The 13,955-nt window shown below is 61.7% G+C and carries 12 protein-coding genes; 6 read left to right on the plus strand and 6 right to left on the minus strand.

Annotated elements, in window-relative coordinates:
* The first annotated feature begins 20 nt into the window (after window positions 1-20).
* On the plus strand, window positions 21-416 hold the full coding sequence (locus CO655_RS20865; protein ID WP_097666314.1) for a VOC family protein: 396 nt from the start codon (window positions 21-23) through the stop codon (window positions 414-416).
* A 518-nt stretch (window positions 417-934) separates the two neighbouring features.
* Here CO655_RS20865 and CO655_RS20870 read toward each other — a convergent pair.
* A complete protein-coding gene (locus tag CO655_RS20870) occupies window positions 935-1,327 on the minus strand; it encodes a PRC-barrel domain-containing protein (RefSeq protein WP_097606928.1) in 393 nt (130 codons plus the stop codon).
* A 253-nt stretch (window positions 1,328-1,580) separates the two neighbouring features.
* On the opposite strand from CO655_RS20870, the gene CO655_RS20875 reads away from it, so the two are divergent.
* The 3 genes from CO655_RS20875 to otsA all read left to right on the plus strand — a co-directional run bounded on the left by CO655_RS20875 (window position 1,581) and on the right by otsA (window position 6,954).
* A complete protein-coding gene (locus CO655_RS20875) occupies window positions 1,581-3,281 on the plus strand; it encodes a long-chain fatty acid--CoA ligase (RefSeq protein WP_097666316.1) in 1,701 nt (566 codons plus the stop codon).
* A 139-nt stretch (window positions 3,282-3,420) separates the two neighbouring features.
* On the plus strand, window positions 3,421-5,046 hold the full coding sequence (gene pgi, locus CO655_RS20880) for a glucose-6-phosphate isomerase (protein ID WP_097666318.1): 1,626 nt from the start codon (window positions 3,421-3,423) through the stop codon (window positions 5,044-5,046).
* A gap of 504 nt (window positions 5,047-5,550) precedes the next feature.
* On the plus strand, window positions 5,551-6,954 hold the full coding sequence (gene otsA / locus CO655_RS20885; protein WP_097666320.1) for an alpha,alpha-trehalose-phosphate synthase (UDP-forming): 1,404 nt from the start codon (window positions 5,551-5,553) through the stop codon (window positions 6,952-6,954).
* Between the two features lie 265 nt (window positions 6,955-7,219).
* Here the strand turns inward: otsA and CO655_RS20890 are convergent, their stop codons facing one another.
* The 3 genes from CO655_RS20890 to CO655_RS20900 form a co-directional block, all read right to left on the minus strand.
* Entirely contained in the window at window positions 7,220-8,146 is a 927-nt protein-coding gene (locus CO655_RS20890) for a carbohydrate kinase (RefSeq protein WP_097666322.1), read from the minus strand.
* Window positions 8,147-8,208: 62 nt separating this feature from the next.
* Entirely contained in the window at window positions 8,209-8,898 is a 690-nt protein-coding gene (locus tag CO655_RS20895; RefSeq protein WP_097666324.1) for an orotate phosphoribosyltransferase, read from the minus strand.
* A 71-nt stretch (window positions 8,899-8,969) separates the two neighbouring features.
* Complete coding sequence (locus CO655_RS20900) at window positions 8,970-9,626, minus strand: TetR/AcrR family transcriptional regulator (protein WP_010034042.1); 657 nt, start codon at window positions 9,624-9,626, stop codon at window positions 8,970-8,972.
* A 101-nt stretch (window positions 9,627-9,727) separates the two neighbouring features.
* Here CO655_RS20900 and CO655_RS20905 point away from each other — a divergent pair, with 101 nt between their 5' ends.
* Together CO655_RS20905 and CO655_RS20910 are read left to right on the plus strand one after the other, a co-directional pair.
* Window positions 9,728-10,552: an NmrA family NAD(P)-binding protein gene (locus CO655_RS20905; protein ID WP_097666326.1), complete on the plus strand. Its 825-nt coding sequence runs from the start codon at window positions 9,728-9,730 to the stop codon at window positions 10,550-10,552.
* A gap of 2 nt (window positions 10,553-10,554) precedes the next feature.
* A complete protein-coding gene (locus tag CO655_RS20910) occupies window positions 10,555-11,037 on the plus strand; it encodes an anthrone oxygenase family protein (RefSeq protein ID WP_097666421.1) in 483 nt (160 codons plus the stop codon).
* Between the two features lie 842 nt (window positions 11,038-11,879).
* Here the strand turns inward: CO655_RS20910 and CO655_RS20920 are convergent.
* Both CO655_RS20920 and CO655_RS20925 read right to left on the minus strand, forming a co-directional pair.
* Window positions 11,880-12,416, minus strand: a complete 537-nt coding sequence (locus tag CO655_RS20920) for a glyoxalase superfamily protein (RefSeq protein ID WP_097666330.1) — start codon at window positions 12,414-12,416, stop codon at window positions 11,880-11,882.
* 190 nt (window positions 12,417-12,606) lie between these two features.
* Window positions 12,607-13,785: a GGDEF domain-containing protein gene (locus CO655_RS20925; protein WP_097666332.1), complete on the minus strand. Its 1,179-nt coding sequence runs from the start codon at window positions 13,783-13,785 to the stop codon at window positions 12,607-12,609.
* Window positions 13,786-13,955 lie beyond the last annotated feature (170 nt).

Raw genomic sequence — 13,955 nt, forward strand, 5'->3', positions numbered from 1 at the left:
CGAAAAAATGGGAGGCAGAATTGGCGAAGATGATCCACTCCATGATCCGTGTTCTCGACGAGGCGCGTTCGGTCGAATTCTACAGCAAAGCCTTCGGCCTCTCGGTCGCCGACCGTGTCGATTTCGAAACCTTCACGCTGATCTATCTCAGCAATGCCGAGACCGGCTTCGAACTGGAACTGACCGTCAACAAGGGCCGGACCGAGCCCTACGCTCTCGGCAATGCCTATGGCCATCTCGCCGTCTCGGTCCACGAGGTGGCGGTCGAGCGTGAGCGCATGCTGAAACTGGGGCTGAAACCGGGTGAGCTGGTCGAGCTCAATCGCGACGGCAGGCTCTTCGGCCTGTTCTTTTTCGTCAACGATCCCGACGGCTACAAGATCGAAGTGCTGCAGCGCCACGGCCGGTTTCTCTAGAACAGGATGATTTTAAGGCCCGGTCGGCCTAAAGTCTGAACCCTATTCCAAATTAAAGAGTTAGAGCATGATGTCGTCCGAAAACCGCTCACACTTTTCGGCATCGTGCTCTGATTACGGCTGCGGTCGGCCAATGATCTTGTCGCGGGGCGGCGATAAAGGCGCCGCAACGTCTCGACTCCCTCTTCTCCCCTCGGGGCGAAGGTGCCCGTAGGGCGGATGAGGGGGCCGAAGACTCCGGCCTATCGAAGATAAGCGCCATGTGAGCAGCGGCTGCATCGTGTTAATCGTAGTCAACATATTGGAAAACGGCGTTGGCAATGGTCGCCAGAATAGGTTTTATGTGAGGGGGTGCCGTGTGGCCCCCTCATCTGCCTGCCGGCATCTTCTCCCCGCTGGGGAGAAGAGGAATCGTCGCAACCTCCCAGTTCCTCGCAATCTTTGTAAGTTACGTCCAGCACACACCAAAAAGGCCCCGTTTCCAACGGGGCCCTTCCAGTCCGGCCTATCGGACGAGATTACATCCAGTAAGGCGGCACGCCATAGTAGTCATAGACCCGGCGGCCATTATCGTTGTACCAGGTGTCGTCATCGTCCGAGTAGCTCGGGGCGCCTTCGATCTGCTCCTTGGTCAGGTCGATGCGATAGCCGTCCAGCTGGGTGTCGTAGTTCAGCTTTTCCCAGGGGAGCGGGTAGTGATCGTCACCGATGCCTAGGAAGCCGCCAAAGCTCAGCACCGCATAGGCGACGCGGCCATCGAGCTTGCCGATGATCAGGCGTTCGATCGAGCCGATATGCCTGCCGTCGGCGCCGTAAACGCGGGTGCCTTCGACACGGTCGCTGGCGATCAGTGAAGGCGTGTCCTTCACATTCGGATCGCGGCGGGTGACGTCGGTTTCCTCGTTCAACATTGTGCACCTCCTTTGGTGTTTCCTCATGGTGAGTATGCAGAATCAACGTCACCGCGGACTCAAAGTTCCCGGTCGAGCCATCCGCAAATGTTGACGTTTACGTCAAGGTTAGTATAGCGTCATTCAGCTTGAACCGTTCAGGCAATGGCATAAGCTGCCGGACAGGAAGATGGAGGATGCTTCCGGTCAATTGCGGGGCCAGCCGACAGCGGCTCGGCGCCGGCGCGGCGGCCGCAAGGGAGAGAGAGATACGATGACCAGCATTTCCGTCCATCCGAACGGAGCAAAAGCCGGCAAGCCCTGGCTTACCACCTATCCCGATATGGTTCCGGCCGAACTCCCGCCGCCGGAACATGCCTCGCTTGCCGAACTCCTGGAAAAATCCTGCGCCCGTTATGCCGATCGCACGGTTTTTTCCAGCATGGGCAAGGCGATGAGCTACCGCGAGCTGGACGACCAGACGCGCAAGGTCGCCGCCTGGCTGCAGAGCATCGGGCTCGACAAGGGCGACCGCGTCGCCGTGATGATGCCGAACGTCTTGCAGAATCCGGTCGCGACCTATGCGATCCTCAGAGCCGGCTTCGTCGTCGTCAACGTCAACCCGCTCTATACGCCGCGTGAACTCGAACACCAGCTGCGCGATTCCGGCGCCAAGGCGATCTTCGTCCTGGAGAATTTCGCCCGCACGGTCGAGCAGGTCCTGAACAAGACCGATCTGCGCCACGTCGTCGTCACCTCGCTTGGGGAGATGCTTGGCCCCAAGGGGCTGATCGTCAATTTCGTCGTGCGCAAGGTGAAGAAGCTCGTTCCCTCCTGGTCGATCCCGCAGCACAAGAGCTTCAGCCAGGTGCTGCGCGAAGGCGCGAAAAAGAGCCTCCAGCCGGTGGCGCTTACCGGCGGCGACGTCGCCTTCCTGCAATATACCGGCGGCACGACAGGCATTGCCAAGGGCGCGGTGCTGACCCATCAGAACCTGCTCGCCAACAAGCTGCAGCTGTCGCTCTGGCTGCGATCGGCCTTCGAGCGCAAGAAACAGCCCGAAGTGCTGAATTTCCTCTGCGCGCTGCCGCTCTACCACATCTTCGCGCTGACGGTGAATTCGCTGATGGGCATGTCGCTCGGCGCCCACAATATCCTGATCGCCAATCCGCGCGACATTCCGGGGCTGGTCAAGGAATTCGAAAAGTCCGATGTGCATATCTTCCCGGGCCTCAACACGCTGTTCAACGCGCTGATGAACAATGCCGAATTCGCCAAGCTCGACTTCTCCTCGCTGATCATGTCGCTCGGCGGCGGCATGGCCGTCCAGCGCCCGGTCGCCGAACGCTGGCTGAAGATGACCGGCACGGCAATTACCGAGGGTTACGGCCTTTCCGAGACCTCGCCTGTCGCCACCGCCAACCGCTTCGATTCGATCGAGTTTACCGGCTCGATCGGCCTGCCGCTGCCCTCCACCGATCTCGACATCCGCGACGAGGAGGGCCTTCCGCTGCCGCTCGGCGAAATCGGCGAGATCTGCATCCGCGGGCCGCAGGTGATGGCCGGCTATTGGCAGAAGCCGGAGGAAACGGCGCGGGTGATGACGGCCGACGGCTATTTCCGCTCCGGCGACATGGGGTTCATGGACGAACGCGGCTATACCAAGATCGTCGACCGCAAGAAGGACATGATCCTGGTTTCGGGCTTCAACGTCTATCCGAACGAGATCGAGGAAGTCGCCGCCATGCATGTCGGCATTCTCGAAGCCGCGGCGGTCGGCGTACCGGACGGGCATTCGGGCGAAGCGGTCAAACTCTTCGTCGTCAGGAAGGATCCGAACCTGACGGAGGCGGAGGTGAAGGCCCATTGCACCGCCAATCTCACCAACTACAAGCGCCCGCGCTTCATCGAATTCCGCACCGAGCTGCCGAAGTCGCCTGTCGGCAAGATCCTGCGCAAGGACCTGCGCGGCTGAATTTGACAAGCTCATGAAATTTAAGGCCATCCGCTTGCCGCGGGTGGCTTTTTTCGTATTGGAGCGGCGGCCGAACTTGATTTGCGGGCGATAAAGCGAATAGTTTCCGCAACCTTTCCGCCTCCAAAGGAGCCTCCCCATGAACGCCATCGTCGAACAGCTGAAAAGCACGGCCGCCGCCACCAAGGCGACCGATCTCCGGGCCGCCTTCGCCGCCGATGCGCAGCGCTTTTCGCGCTTCTCCGTCGCGCTCGACGATCTCTTGATGGATTTTTCCAAAACGGCGGTGAATGACGACATCCTGAAGCTGCTGGTCAAGCTCGCCGACGAAGGCGGTGTCGAGAAGAAGCGCGAGGAGATGTTCTCCGGCAAGGCGATCAACTTCACCGAGGAGCGCGCCGTTCTGCACACGGCCCTGCGCAACCGCTCCAACACGCCTGTTCTGGTCGACGGCAAGGATGTCATGCCCGATGTCAACGTGGTGCTTGCCGCCATGGGCAAGTTTGCCGACGGCATCCGCTCCGGCGCACTGAAGGGTGCCACCGGCAAGGCGATCACCGACATCGTCAATATCGGCATCGGCGGCTCGGACCTCGGCCCCGTCATGGCGACGCTGGCGCTTGCCCCCTTCCATGACGGGCCGCGCGCCCATTTCGTCTCCAATATCGACGGCGCTCATATCGCCGATATTCTCAAGCTGGTTCAGCCCGAGACGACGCTGTTCATCGTCGCCTCGAAGACCTTCACCACGGTCGAAACGATGACCAATGCGCAGACGGCGCGCAATTTCATCGCCAAGGCGCTCGGCGAAGCCGCCGTCCAGCATCACTTCGCCGCGGTCTCGACGGCGCTCGACAAGGTTGCCGCCTTCGGCATCGACAGCGCCCGCGTCTTCGGCTTCTGGGACTGGGTCGGCGGCCGTTATTCGATCTGGTCGGCGATCGGCCTGCCGCTGATGATCGCCATCGGCCCGGAGAATTTCGGCAAGTTCCTCGACGGCGCCCATGCCGTCGACAATCATTTCCGTCAGGCGCCGATTGCCGAAAACCTGCCGATGCTGCTCGGCCTGATCGGCTTCTACCACCGCAATGTGCTAGGATACCCCACCCGCGCCATCCTGCCCTACGACCAGCGCCTGTCGCGCTTTCCTGCCTATCTGCAGCAGCTCGACATGGAATCGAACGGCAAGGGTGTCACCGTCGACGGCACGCCGGTCGAGGGCAATTCCGGCCCGGTCGTCTGGGGCGAACCCGGCACCAACGGCCAGCATGCCTTCTACCAGCTCATCCATCAGGGCACGAGCATCATCCCGGCCGAGTTCATGATCGCCGCCAATGCCTTCGAGCCAGAGCTGCGCCATCAGCACCAGTTGCTGATCTCCAACGTTCTCGCCCAGTCGGAAGCGCTGATGAAGGGCCGCACCTTCGCGGAAGCCAAGAAGCAGCTGACCGACAAGGGCATGGACGACAAGAAGGCCGATTTCATCGCCCCGCACCGCGTCTTCCAGGGCAACCGGCCGTCGATCACCTTCGTTTACGACAAGCTGACGCCTTACGCGCTCGGCCGGCTGATCGCGCTTTACGAACATCGCGTCTTCGTCGAAGGCGTGCTCTTCCGCATCAACTCCTTCGACCAGTGGGGCGTCGAGCTCGGCAAGGAACTGGCGACGGGCCTGCTGCCTGTCGTCGAGGGCAAGGAGAGCGCGGCAGGCCATGATTCCTCGACGCAAGGGCTGGTCGCGGCGCTGGCGAAACTCGCGAAGTAGACGCGCGAGGGGCAGCGCGCAGCCCCTTAATCCGTGAGGCCGGGCAAGTGTCTCTGCCCGTCCTCCGGCGGTCCGTGTGGCTAGAGCCTGTGGGCTGCGACCGGCGCCCATTGACCGGCCGACGCCTCGATCGGCGCCAACATCATCATTGCCAAAACGGACATCGGCGGGATCTGATTGGGTCCCTGCCGCGCGACGGGCTGTCGTGCGGAACCGGATGAAACGTTCCTCTAATGGAAAATTGTAGAAAGAATTCTTCCATTCCGTCGGAATCGCCCTAGATTCAAGCAAATTCTGTGCAATGGGTATTTCCGACGACATGGCCTATCAAGCCCGGAACGACGCTTCGTTCCATTGTTCCCGCCGGCCTATACGGCGGCCCCTCGTGCGGATGGCTCGTTCGATGTCGGTGCCTGCCCGGCATCGCCCCCGTCAGATTCAGGAGGTTCTCCAGGACGCTCGTCACATCGGGTTTTCATGCCTCATCTCAACTGAAGGAAGCTTATGAGCCGTCTTATCGTTGTTTCCAATCGTGTTCCCGTGCCGAGCAAGGATGGGGGTGCCGCTGCCGGCGGTCTCGCCGTCGCGTTGCAGGCGGCCCTGCAGGAGCGCGGCGGTATCTGGATGGGATGGTCGGGAGAATCGAGCGGCGACAGGGAACCGGGCGCGCTGTCGCTGCAGCAGAAGGGCAACATCACCTATGCCCTGACCGACCTCACCGACACCGACGTCGAGGAATATTATCGCGGATTTGCAAACCGCGTTCTCTGGCCGATCTGCCACTACCGCCTGGATCTCGCCGAATATGGCCGGAAGGAAATGGCCGGTTATTTCCGCGTCAACCGCTTCTTTGCGCACCGGCTGGCGCCGTTGATCGAGCCTGATGACATTATCTGGGTTCACGATTATCACCTCATCCCGCTGGCCGCCGAACTGCGCCAGATGGGACTGAAGAACCGGATCGGCTTCTTTCTGCACATTCCCTGGCCGCCGGCCGACATTCTCGTCACCATGCCGGTCCACGAGGAAATCATGCGTGGGCTCTCGCATTACGATCTCGTCGGCTTCCAGACGGACTACGATCTCCAGAACTTCGCCGGCTATCTGCGCCGGGAGGGCATTGGCGACGACCTCGGCAACGGCTTGTTCGATTCGCATGGGCGGATATTCAAGGCCGGCGCCTATCCGATCGGCATCGAGACCGCACCCTTCGCCGAATTCGCCGAAAAAGCCGCAAACAACGTCATGGTCCAGAAGACCCGGCGCAGCATCGAAGGCCGCGACATGATCATCGGCGTCGATCGTCTTGATTATTCGAAGGGCATCATTCAGCGGCTGGAAGCGTTCGAGCGTTTCATCACCAGCAATCCGGCCTACCAGAACAAGGTGACTTTCCTGCAGATCACGCCGAAATCGCGATCGGAAGTTCCCGAATACGAGCAGATGCAGAAAATGGTCGCCGAACAGGCCGGCCGCGTCAACGGCGCCATCGGAACGGTCGACTGGGTGCCGATCCGCTATGTCAACCGATCGATCAGCCGCAACGTGCTCGCCGGGCTTTTCCGGCTGGCGACGATCGGGCTGGTCACGCCGTTGCGCGACGGCATGAACCTCGTCGCCAAGGAATATGTCGCCGCCCAGGATCCGGATCGCCCTGGTGTCTTGGTGCTATCACGCTTCGCCGGCGCCGCACGGGAGCTGAAGGGAGCGCTGCTGGTCAATCCCTACGACGTCGAAGGCACCGCCAATGCCATCGCCAAGGGTCTCGCCATGTCGCTCGAGGAGCGTCGCGAGCGCTGGAGCATGATGATGGAGCATCTGCTCTCGCACGATGTCTCGCTCTGGTGCGAGAACTTCCTGCGGGACCTGGTGGCTGTTCCGAGCTCCGACCGGAGCGGGGCTCACTGACAGTCTCCTGATTGATCGGCATCCATCGTCATCGCATGAGCCGTCGAAGGCGCACGGGCGGGCCATGGACGTAAGGGCTGGCTGCGGCGCTTGGCGAAGTAAGCGCTAAAAATGCCCCTCACCCTAACCCTCTCCCCGTAAACGGGGCGAGGGGACGTGCCCTGCGAGACGTTGACGAGGGACGGAGAGGCTGCGGCATGTCCCTTCGCCCCGCAAGCGGGGAGAAGGTGCCGGCAGGCGGATGAGGGGCCGACGCTGGCTGACCCTAAAGCCCGATCTCATGCGCCCAGGGCGGGTTGGCGCCAGCGCGGGAGACGGTGACGGCGGCGGCTTTGGCGCCGAGCGTCAGGGCGTTGCGCACCGCCTGTTCGTCGAGCGAGGCGACCTGCGCCTTGGTCAGCAGGCCATCCCTCTTCAGCGAGGCCAGCACGCCGGCATCGAAAGTGTCGCCGGCGCCGACCGTGTCGACGACCGTGACACGCTGGCTCGGCACCGTCACCTTGCGCTCCCGGGTATAGCCGGAGGCGCCTTCGGCGCCCTTGGTGATGACGACGAGCTTGGCGCCGTGGGCGAGCCAGTGGGCGGCGAGCGCGTCGTGATCGCCCGAAAGACCGAACCAGTCGAGATCCTCATCAGAGAATTTGACGATGTCGGATTTGGCGGCCATGCGCTTGATGCGGGCCATATGCGCCGGCTTGTCCTTGATGAAGCCGGGACGGATGTTGGGATCGAGCGAGATGACGCGCTTTTCGGCTTCGCGGTCGAGCAGCGCCTCGTAGGTTTCGCCGCAGGGGCTCGGGATCAGGCTTATCGCGCCGAAATGCAGTGCTTCGCAATCATCGCCGAGGACGGGCAGGTCGGCCTCGGTGATCATGCGGCCGGCCGTACCCTCGTCGTAGAAGGCATAGGTCGCCTGGCCGTTGACGAGCTTGACGAAGGCGATCGTCGAGGGGCGCTGCGTGATGGCGCAGGGGCTGTAGTCGACATTGGCGGCCTTCAGCGTCGCAAGCAGGATTTGACCCATCATGTCGTCGGCAATGCCGGTGAAGAAGGCCGTCGGTATGCCGAGGCGGCCGAGCGCGATCGCGGTGTTGAAGATCGCGCCGCCGGCATAGGGGGCAAAGCCCTTTTCGCCAAGGGTGGTGTCCCTCGGCAGCATGTCGATCAAGGCTTCGCCGCAACACAAAATCATCGGATTCCTCCCAACAGGACTTACGCGTTCTTCAATCGATTAAGCGAGCTTTTGTCAAAAGGCTAGAGCGAAAGCTCACTGACGCCACCATTCCTTCCCGACCAGGCGAGCGGCGCGTCGAGGAAGGCCTCGACTTCTTCGAGCGTCTTGTCGTCGAACAGCTTCTGCGCCTTGGCGACGGCCAGAACATTGCGCCAGGTGGCGATATGATGCAGCCGGACCTTGCCGTCGCTAAAGCGCTGTTGGCCGAAGATGTCGTAGAAGAACAGCGCGATGCCGTGATCGACGATGCCGCCGGCGGCGCGGACCGCATCGATGAACTTGAACATGCTGCCGCCGGCCGTCGTCAGGTCCTCGATGACGAGCACGCGCGAGCCTTCCGGCATATTGCCTTCGATCTGGGCATTGCGGCCATGGCCCTTCGGCTGCTTGCGGACATAGATCATCGGCAGGCCGAGCCGGTCGGCGAGCAGGGCGGCGAAGGGAATGCCGGCCGTCTCGCCGCCGGCGATGCAGTCGAACTGCTCGAAACCGGCGTCGCGCATCAGCGTGCTGGCGGCGAAATCCATCACCGTCGAACGGATGCGCGGGTAGGAGAGCAGTTTGCGGCAATCGATATAGACCGGGCTCGCCATGCCGGAGGAGAGCTTGTAAGGCTGAGCGGCATTGAAATGCACCGCCTTGATCTCCCAGAGCATCTTGGCCACCAGTTCGGCCATCAGGGCGCGGTCGGGAAATGTGGTCTGGATCATGCGGCTCTCCTTCGGCTTTGCGTCTCCGGCAATAGCAGCAAGAGCCCGCCGTTTCCAGACGCAAGGCGGGGCTATTGCTGCAGCAGGCGGCCGATATCAACGATCTGCATCTTCTTGAACAGAACAATTGCCTGAGCGCCCTCCTCCGCATCCAGTGACACGGCATAACGCACGGCGGCGGCAAGCAGCTGCATCGTCAGCCGGGCGATCGCGAGCAGCTCCTTCCGGTCGCGATCCGGCCATAGGCGGATAAGCACCGCGAGAAATGCCTGGGCATGGAATTCCATGTCCTCGGCATCGATCTGTTGCAGCAGCTTGTCGGTATGGGTCGCATGCCAGATGTCGCGCATGACGGGCTCGCGGCGGAAGAAGGCGTAATACTCGTCGACGATATTGGCGAGTGCGCCCTGCAGGGCCGCAGCCTCGGTCACCTTCGACAGTTCCTCTTCGACGCACCGCCTGCCCTCTTCGTTGAAGCGCTCAGCCAATGTGCGGATGATTGAGGTCTTGTCCGGGAAATACTGGTAGAGGGCGCCGAAGGAGAGACCGGCCTTTTCGACGATCTCGCTCATTTTCAAGCCGTCGCTGCCATGGCTTTCGATCAGCTCGGCGGCCACCGTGAGGATCTTTTCGAAGCGCTCGCGGCCGCGCTGCTGGCTGGGAATGCGGCGCAGCTGGCCGGTAGACTCCTGCTGGCGTTTGCGCGTTGCGACCGGCTGTTCCGACATGCTCTCTCCTTTTCCACATTGACAAACAAAATAAGAGAGATTATCTCATTTTGCAAATAAGAGAGTTTCTCTTGTTTGCAAAATTTGGGAGGAGTTTTGACATGCAGACTTCCGAAATCGTCCTCGTCGGTGGATCGGGAAAGACCGGCGGCCGCATCATCAAGCGCCTGGAAGAGCGCGGCCTCACCATTCGTGCGGCATCACGCTCAAGCGCACGGCCCTTCGACTGGGAGGACAGGTCGACTTGGCGCGGCGCGCTTGACGGCGCATCGAGCGCCTATGTCGCATTCCAGCCGGACCTTGCCGTCGCCTGGGCGGCGGAAGCGATCGAAGCGCTCGCGAAGGTCGCTGTGGAATGCAGCCTCGAACATATCGTGCTGCTTTCTGGCCGCGGAGAAGAAGGCGCGCAGCGGAGCGAGGCGGCGCTGAAAGCTTCCGGCATCAACGCCACCATCCTGCGCGCCTCCTGGTTCTGCCAGAATTTCAGCGAGGGCGCCTTTGTCGAGCAGATCATTGGCGGCCGGCTGCAATTGCCGGCGGGCGAGATCGGGGAACCTTTCATCAATGCCGACGACATTGCCGATGCGGCGGTCGCCGCTTTGACCGATCCCGGCCACCGCAACAAGATTTACGAACTGACCGGCCCGCGAGCGCTGACATTCCGCCAGGCGGTCGCCGAAATCGCCGCAGCCACTGGGCGGCCGATCGAATATGAGCAGGTGTCGATGGCGGATTTCACCGGCGGGCTTGCGGCTGCCGGCCTGCCGCAGGGCCTGATCGATCTTCTGGAGGAGCTCTTCGGCCAGGTGCTCGATGGGCGCAACTCCGGCACCAAGGGCGGTGTCGCCGAAATTCTTGGCCGCCCCGCCACCGATTTCAGCGAATATGCCCGCCGGACCGCGGCAACCGGAATATGGAGCGTCTGACCATGCAGATCACTCTCATCATCTCCCTCGTCGCCGCGGCGATCGGCAGCGGTCTCGTCGCCGGCATCTTCTTCGCCTTCTCGACCTTCATCATGACCGCCTTTTCCAGGATCCCGGCGGAACAGGGCATTGCCGCGATGAACTCCATCAACGTGACGATCGTCCGCTCGCCGTTCATGGCGCTCTTCGTGCCGACGGCGATCCTCTGCCTTGTCATATCAGTGCTCGCCCTGATCAACTGGCGCGGCGGGGCGTCGGGGCTGATGCTGGCAGGTGCTGCCCTCTATCTCCTGGCCTCTTTCGTCTCGACCATCGTCTTCAACGTGCCGATGAACGATGCGCTGGAGAAGGTGAGCGGCAACGGGCCGCAAGCGGCCGAGCTATGGGCGACCTATCTCAGGGATTGGACGTGGTGGAACCATGTCAGGACGATCGCCTCGCTGCTCGCTTCGGTCGCCTTCGTCAGGGCGCTGATGCTGGTCTGAGGCGTGCAGGGAGCGGCGCTGCGGCGTGTCCTTCAAGGCGATCCTGCGGATCGCACCGAGGACCCTCAGAGGGTGCCGCGGTTTCGCGTCCGCCGCCTTCCGTTTATCTGTCCGTATTCCGGCCTCGGAAATTACGCCAGGCCGATATCATGGCGAGCAACAGGAACAACCCCGCAAAAACGCCCCATAGGGAGCCGCCTTGCGTCAGGTTGTCACCGTCTGGCGTGAGGCAACTGGATGATGCTTGAGATATGCAATCTCGAAACCTCCAGTATCTTTCATAGAATAACCATCCGAAAAAGATCGACAGAAGCGCTGAAACCAAGACTGAAACATATTTCATCTGTGCCTGCCGCCGTCTGGGAATTATTCCGAGTTGAAAATCGCCGTCACAATTGGCCTCAAGCGATCAAAGACCGGGCTAGATGCCGATGTTGTAACTGTAGGTTTAAAGTACCCGTACGCAAGCGCCGCAATCACCCACCCCCATTCCTGTGCCCGTCACAGGAAGGAGGATAATGATTGCCGGCCTGATGAAGCACCCGTTGTTGTGTGTCTCTGTACGCTGACGGCCGCGTTTGGCGAGAATGCCAACCACACTCTCCGTCTTCCCAGGCCCTGAGCCTGGGATCCATGCGACTGCCGCTGATAAATGCGGTGTGGATGCTCGGCTCAAGGCCGAGCATGATGGAGGATGGGGTGGGCAGGAGAAACCCATTCACAGCGCAGACGCCGTGTCACGACGCCATCCGCTAGCGAAACCAGACAATGCCAGTCACGGCCTGACTTGGTGAGGGTGGACACCGCGCATATGACAAAGAGGCTGACCTTGTCAGCGCCCCTTATTTCTCCTCGCAGAAAGCGATGCGGTTGCTGAAGGGATCGGTGACGGTCATCTCCAGACCCCAGGGCGCTTCCTCCACACCGGGTTTCATGTAGCGATAATCCTTGCCAGCGAGTTCGGCATGGTAGGCCCGGACATTGGCGACACGGACGAAGGCCTTGGCCCCGGGGCTGGCGTCGCCGGAATGTTCGCTCAGGTGCAGCGTCATGCCGTCGCGCGAGACCTGGCAATAGAGCGGGAAATTCTCGCCGAAGCGGTGCTCCCAATCGAGATGGAAGCCGAGAAAGCCGCAATAGAATTCCATCGCCTTTTCCACAGAGAAGATGCGGAAGATCGGCGTCGGCGGCTCGATGCCGATCGCCGAGGGCGAAGCGCCCGCCGCATCGATCTTCGCCGAGAGGATATTCCATTGCTCGAGCCCGAACTGCCGGGCGACGATTTCGAGGGTCTCACTGTGGGTGAGGGAAATGTTGCGGTCGGCAAGGGCCCGCCGCAATGTCTTTGCCATGAGCTTGGCATCGCGAAAATCGCGCATGATGTCATCCTTCCGTTGGCGGCAAACAGGAAGATCAGTGCCCGCGTCTGCTGACCCGTTCGCCATCGATCGCCAAACGGCAAGGGATGTGAAGGATGGTATCTGGATGCATTCACCATAACGCCGAAACGTCGCGGGGCGGCTGGCCGCATCCGGCCGAAGGCGAGGTTATGAGAGGATGCATCCGGAATCAAGACGCCGTGCGCGCCACCTCGGCCGGAACCGCTCTGAGGTAAGCAGCAAGCTCGACGCGATTGCGGCCGCCGCGCTTGGCAGCGTAGAGCGCCTTGTCGGCAGCACTCAGCATGGTGTCGAAATCCAGCATCTGCGCGCGGCCGGGCGCGACGCCGATGCTGACCGTGCATTTCAGCATCTGGCCGTCGATATCGATCTCGCGCGCCTCGAAGGCCCTGCGGATGCGCTCGGCGGTCAGTTCGGCCCGGCCGGGCATGATCTCTTTCAGCACCAGCGCGAACTCTTCGCCGCCGAGCCGGGCGGCGGTGTCGCCGGCGTGGCAACTGGCCTGGAGTTGCTCGGCGAAGACCGTGAGCACGCGGTCGCCGGCAGCATGGCCGAAGCGGTCGTTGACGGATTTGAAATGGTCGATATCGAAGACGATGACGGCGGTGGTCGAGCCCATGGGGCGCGTGCCGTATTGGTCGAAGATGGCGCGGCGGTTGAGCAGGCCCGTCAGCGGATCGGTGATCGCCTCGAGACGATGGCGCGCGGCAAGCCGCCACTGATGCAGCGCCAGCGACAGGGCGCCGATCCCGGTCATGCCGGCGATGCAGACGGCGAGGCTCAGATCTTCGGCCCAATTGTTGGGTGCAGCGCCGAGCACCAGCTTGCCGTCGGAGATCAGCACGCCGGCACAGAGCACGAAAGAGATCGCCGTCAGTGTATAGAGTGCGGCGATGCCGAGGATCGGCGCCGGCGCCTCGGCGCGGGCGAGCCAATATTGCCGGGCGGTGGCAAAGAGCAGGAGGGCGATCGCAAGATTATCGGCGATGAAGGCCAGGCCGTCATAACCCGCCAGCATCGGCACGACGGAAAAGATCATCGCGGCCAGCGCGCGGATGGCAATGGCCGGGATCGACAGCCGACTGGTGAGGAACTGTTTGCCGGCGCCCCAGATGGTGGCGAAACCGGCGTGGAAAAGGCCGAAGCTGGCGATTCCAAGCCATTTCTCCGGCGTGTTCACATAGGCGCTGTAGACGAAGATGCCGCTGACGACGAGGACAAGGCCGATGGTGGCGGTCAGCAGCACGGTTTCAGCCCGGCGGACCAGCCAGCTGCCCATCAGGGTCACGGCAAGGCATGCCGCGGAAACACCGAGCGCCAGCAGGAGGGAGTTATAGTCAAGCGTCATGCTCTTCAGTCTCCGCAGCTGTTGCCGCGCCGGAATATTGGCAGCTTATGGGGTCCGCGACGAGGACTGTCTTACGCATCCGTTAACAAATGATGCATCGCACAATGCAAATGTTACGCGTTTAACGTCGCGCCGAAATTTAAAATGAATTTTCGATTTAAAATTGAAAT

Origin of the sequence: Rhizobium sp. M1, assembly GCF_002531805.1 — a bacterium.
Taxonomy (GTDB): Bacteria; Pseudomonadota; Alphaproteobacteria; order Rhizobiales; family Rhizobiaceae; genus Rhizobium; species Rhizobium etli_C.

What these genes read in the sequence shown, in the direction of transcription:
- CO655_RS20910 (WP_097666421.1), top strand. Translation starts at nt 10,555, where the DNA reads ATGCAGATCACTCTCATCATCTCCCTCGTCGCCGCGGCGATCGGCAGC.
- CO655_RS20890 (WP_097666322.1), bottom strand. Translation starts at nt 8,146, where the DNA reads ATGATTTTGTGTTGCGGCGAAGCCTTGATCGACATGCTGCCGAGGGAC.
- CO655_RS20900 (WP_010034042.1), bottom strand. Translation starts at nt 9,626, where the DNA reads ATGTCGGAACAGCCGGTCGCAACGCGCAAACGCCAGCAGGAGTCTACC.
- CO655_RS20905 (WP_097666326.1), top strand. Translation starts at nt 9,728, where the DNA reads ATGCAGACTTCCGAAATCGTCCTCGTCGGTGGATCGGGAAAGACCGGC.
- CO655_RS20875 (WP_097666316.1), top strand. Translation starts at nt 1,581, where the DNA reads ATGACCAGCATTTCCGTCCATCCGAACGGAGCAAAAGCCGGCAAGCCC.
- pgi (WP_097666318.1), top strand. Translation starts at nt 3,421, where the DNA reads ATGAACGCCATCGTCGAACAGCTGAAAAGCACGGCCGCCGCCACCAAG.
- otsA (WP_097666320.1), top strand. Translation starts at nt 5,551, where the DNA reads ATGAGCCGTCTTATCGTTGTTTCCAATCGTGTTCCCGTGCCGAGCAAG.
- CO655_RS20870 (WP_097606928.1), bottom strand. Translation starts at nt 1,327, where the DNA reads ATGTTGAACGAGGAAACCGACGTCACCCGCCGCGATCCGAATGTGAAG.
- CO655_RS20895 (WP_097666324.1), bottom strand. Translation starts at nt 8,898, where the DNA reads ATGATCCAGACCACATTTCCCGACCGCGCCCTGATGGCCGAACTGGTG.
- CO655_RS20925 (WP_097666332.1), bottom strand. Translation starts at nt 13,785, where the DNA reads ATGACGCTTGACTATAACTCCCTCCTGCTGGCGCTCGGTGTTTCCGCG.
- CO655_RS20920 (WP_097666330.1), bottom strand. Translation starts at nt 12,416, where the DNA reads ATGCGCGATTTTCGCGATGCCAAGCTCATGGCAAAGACATTGCGGCGG.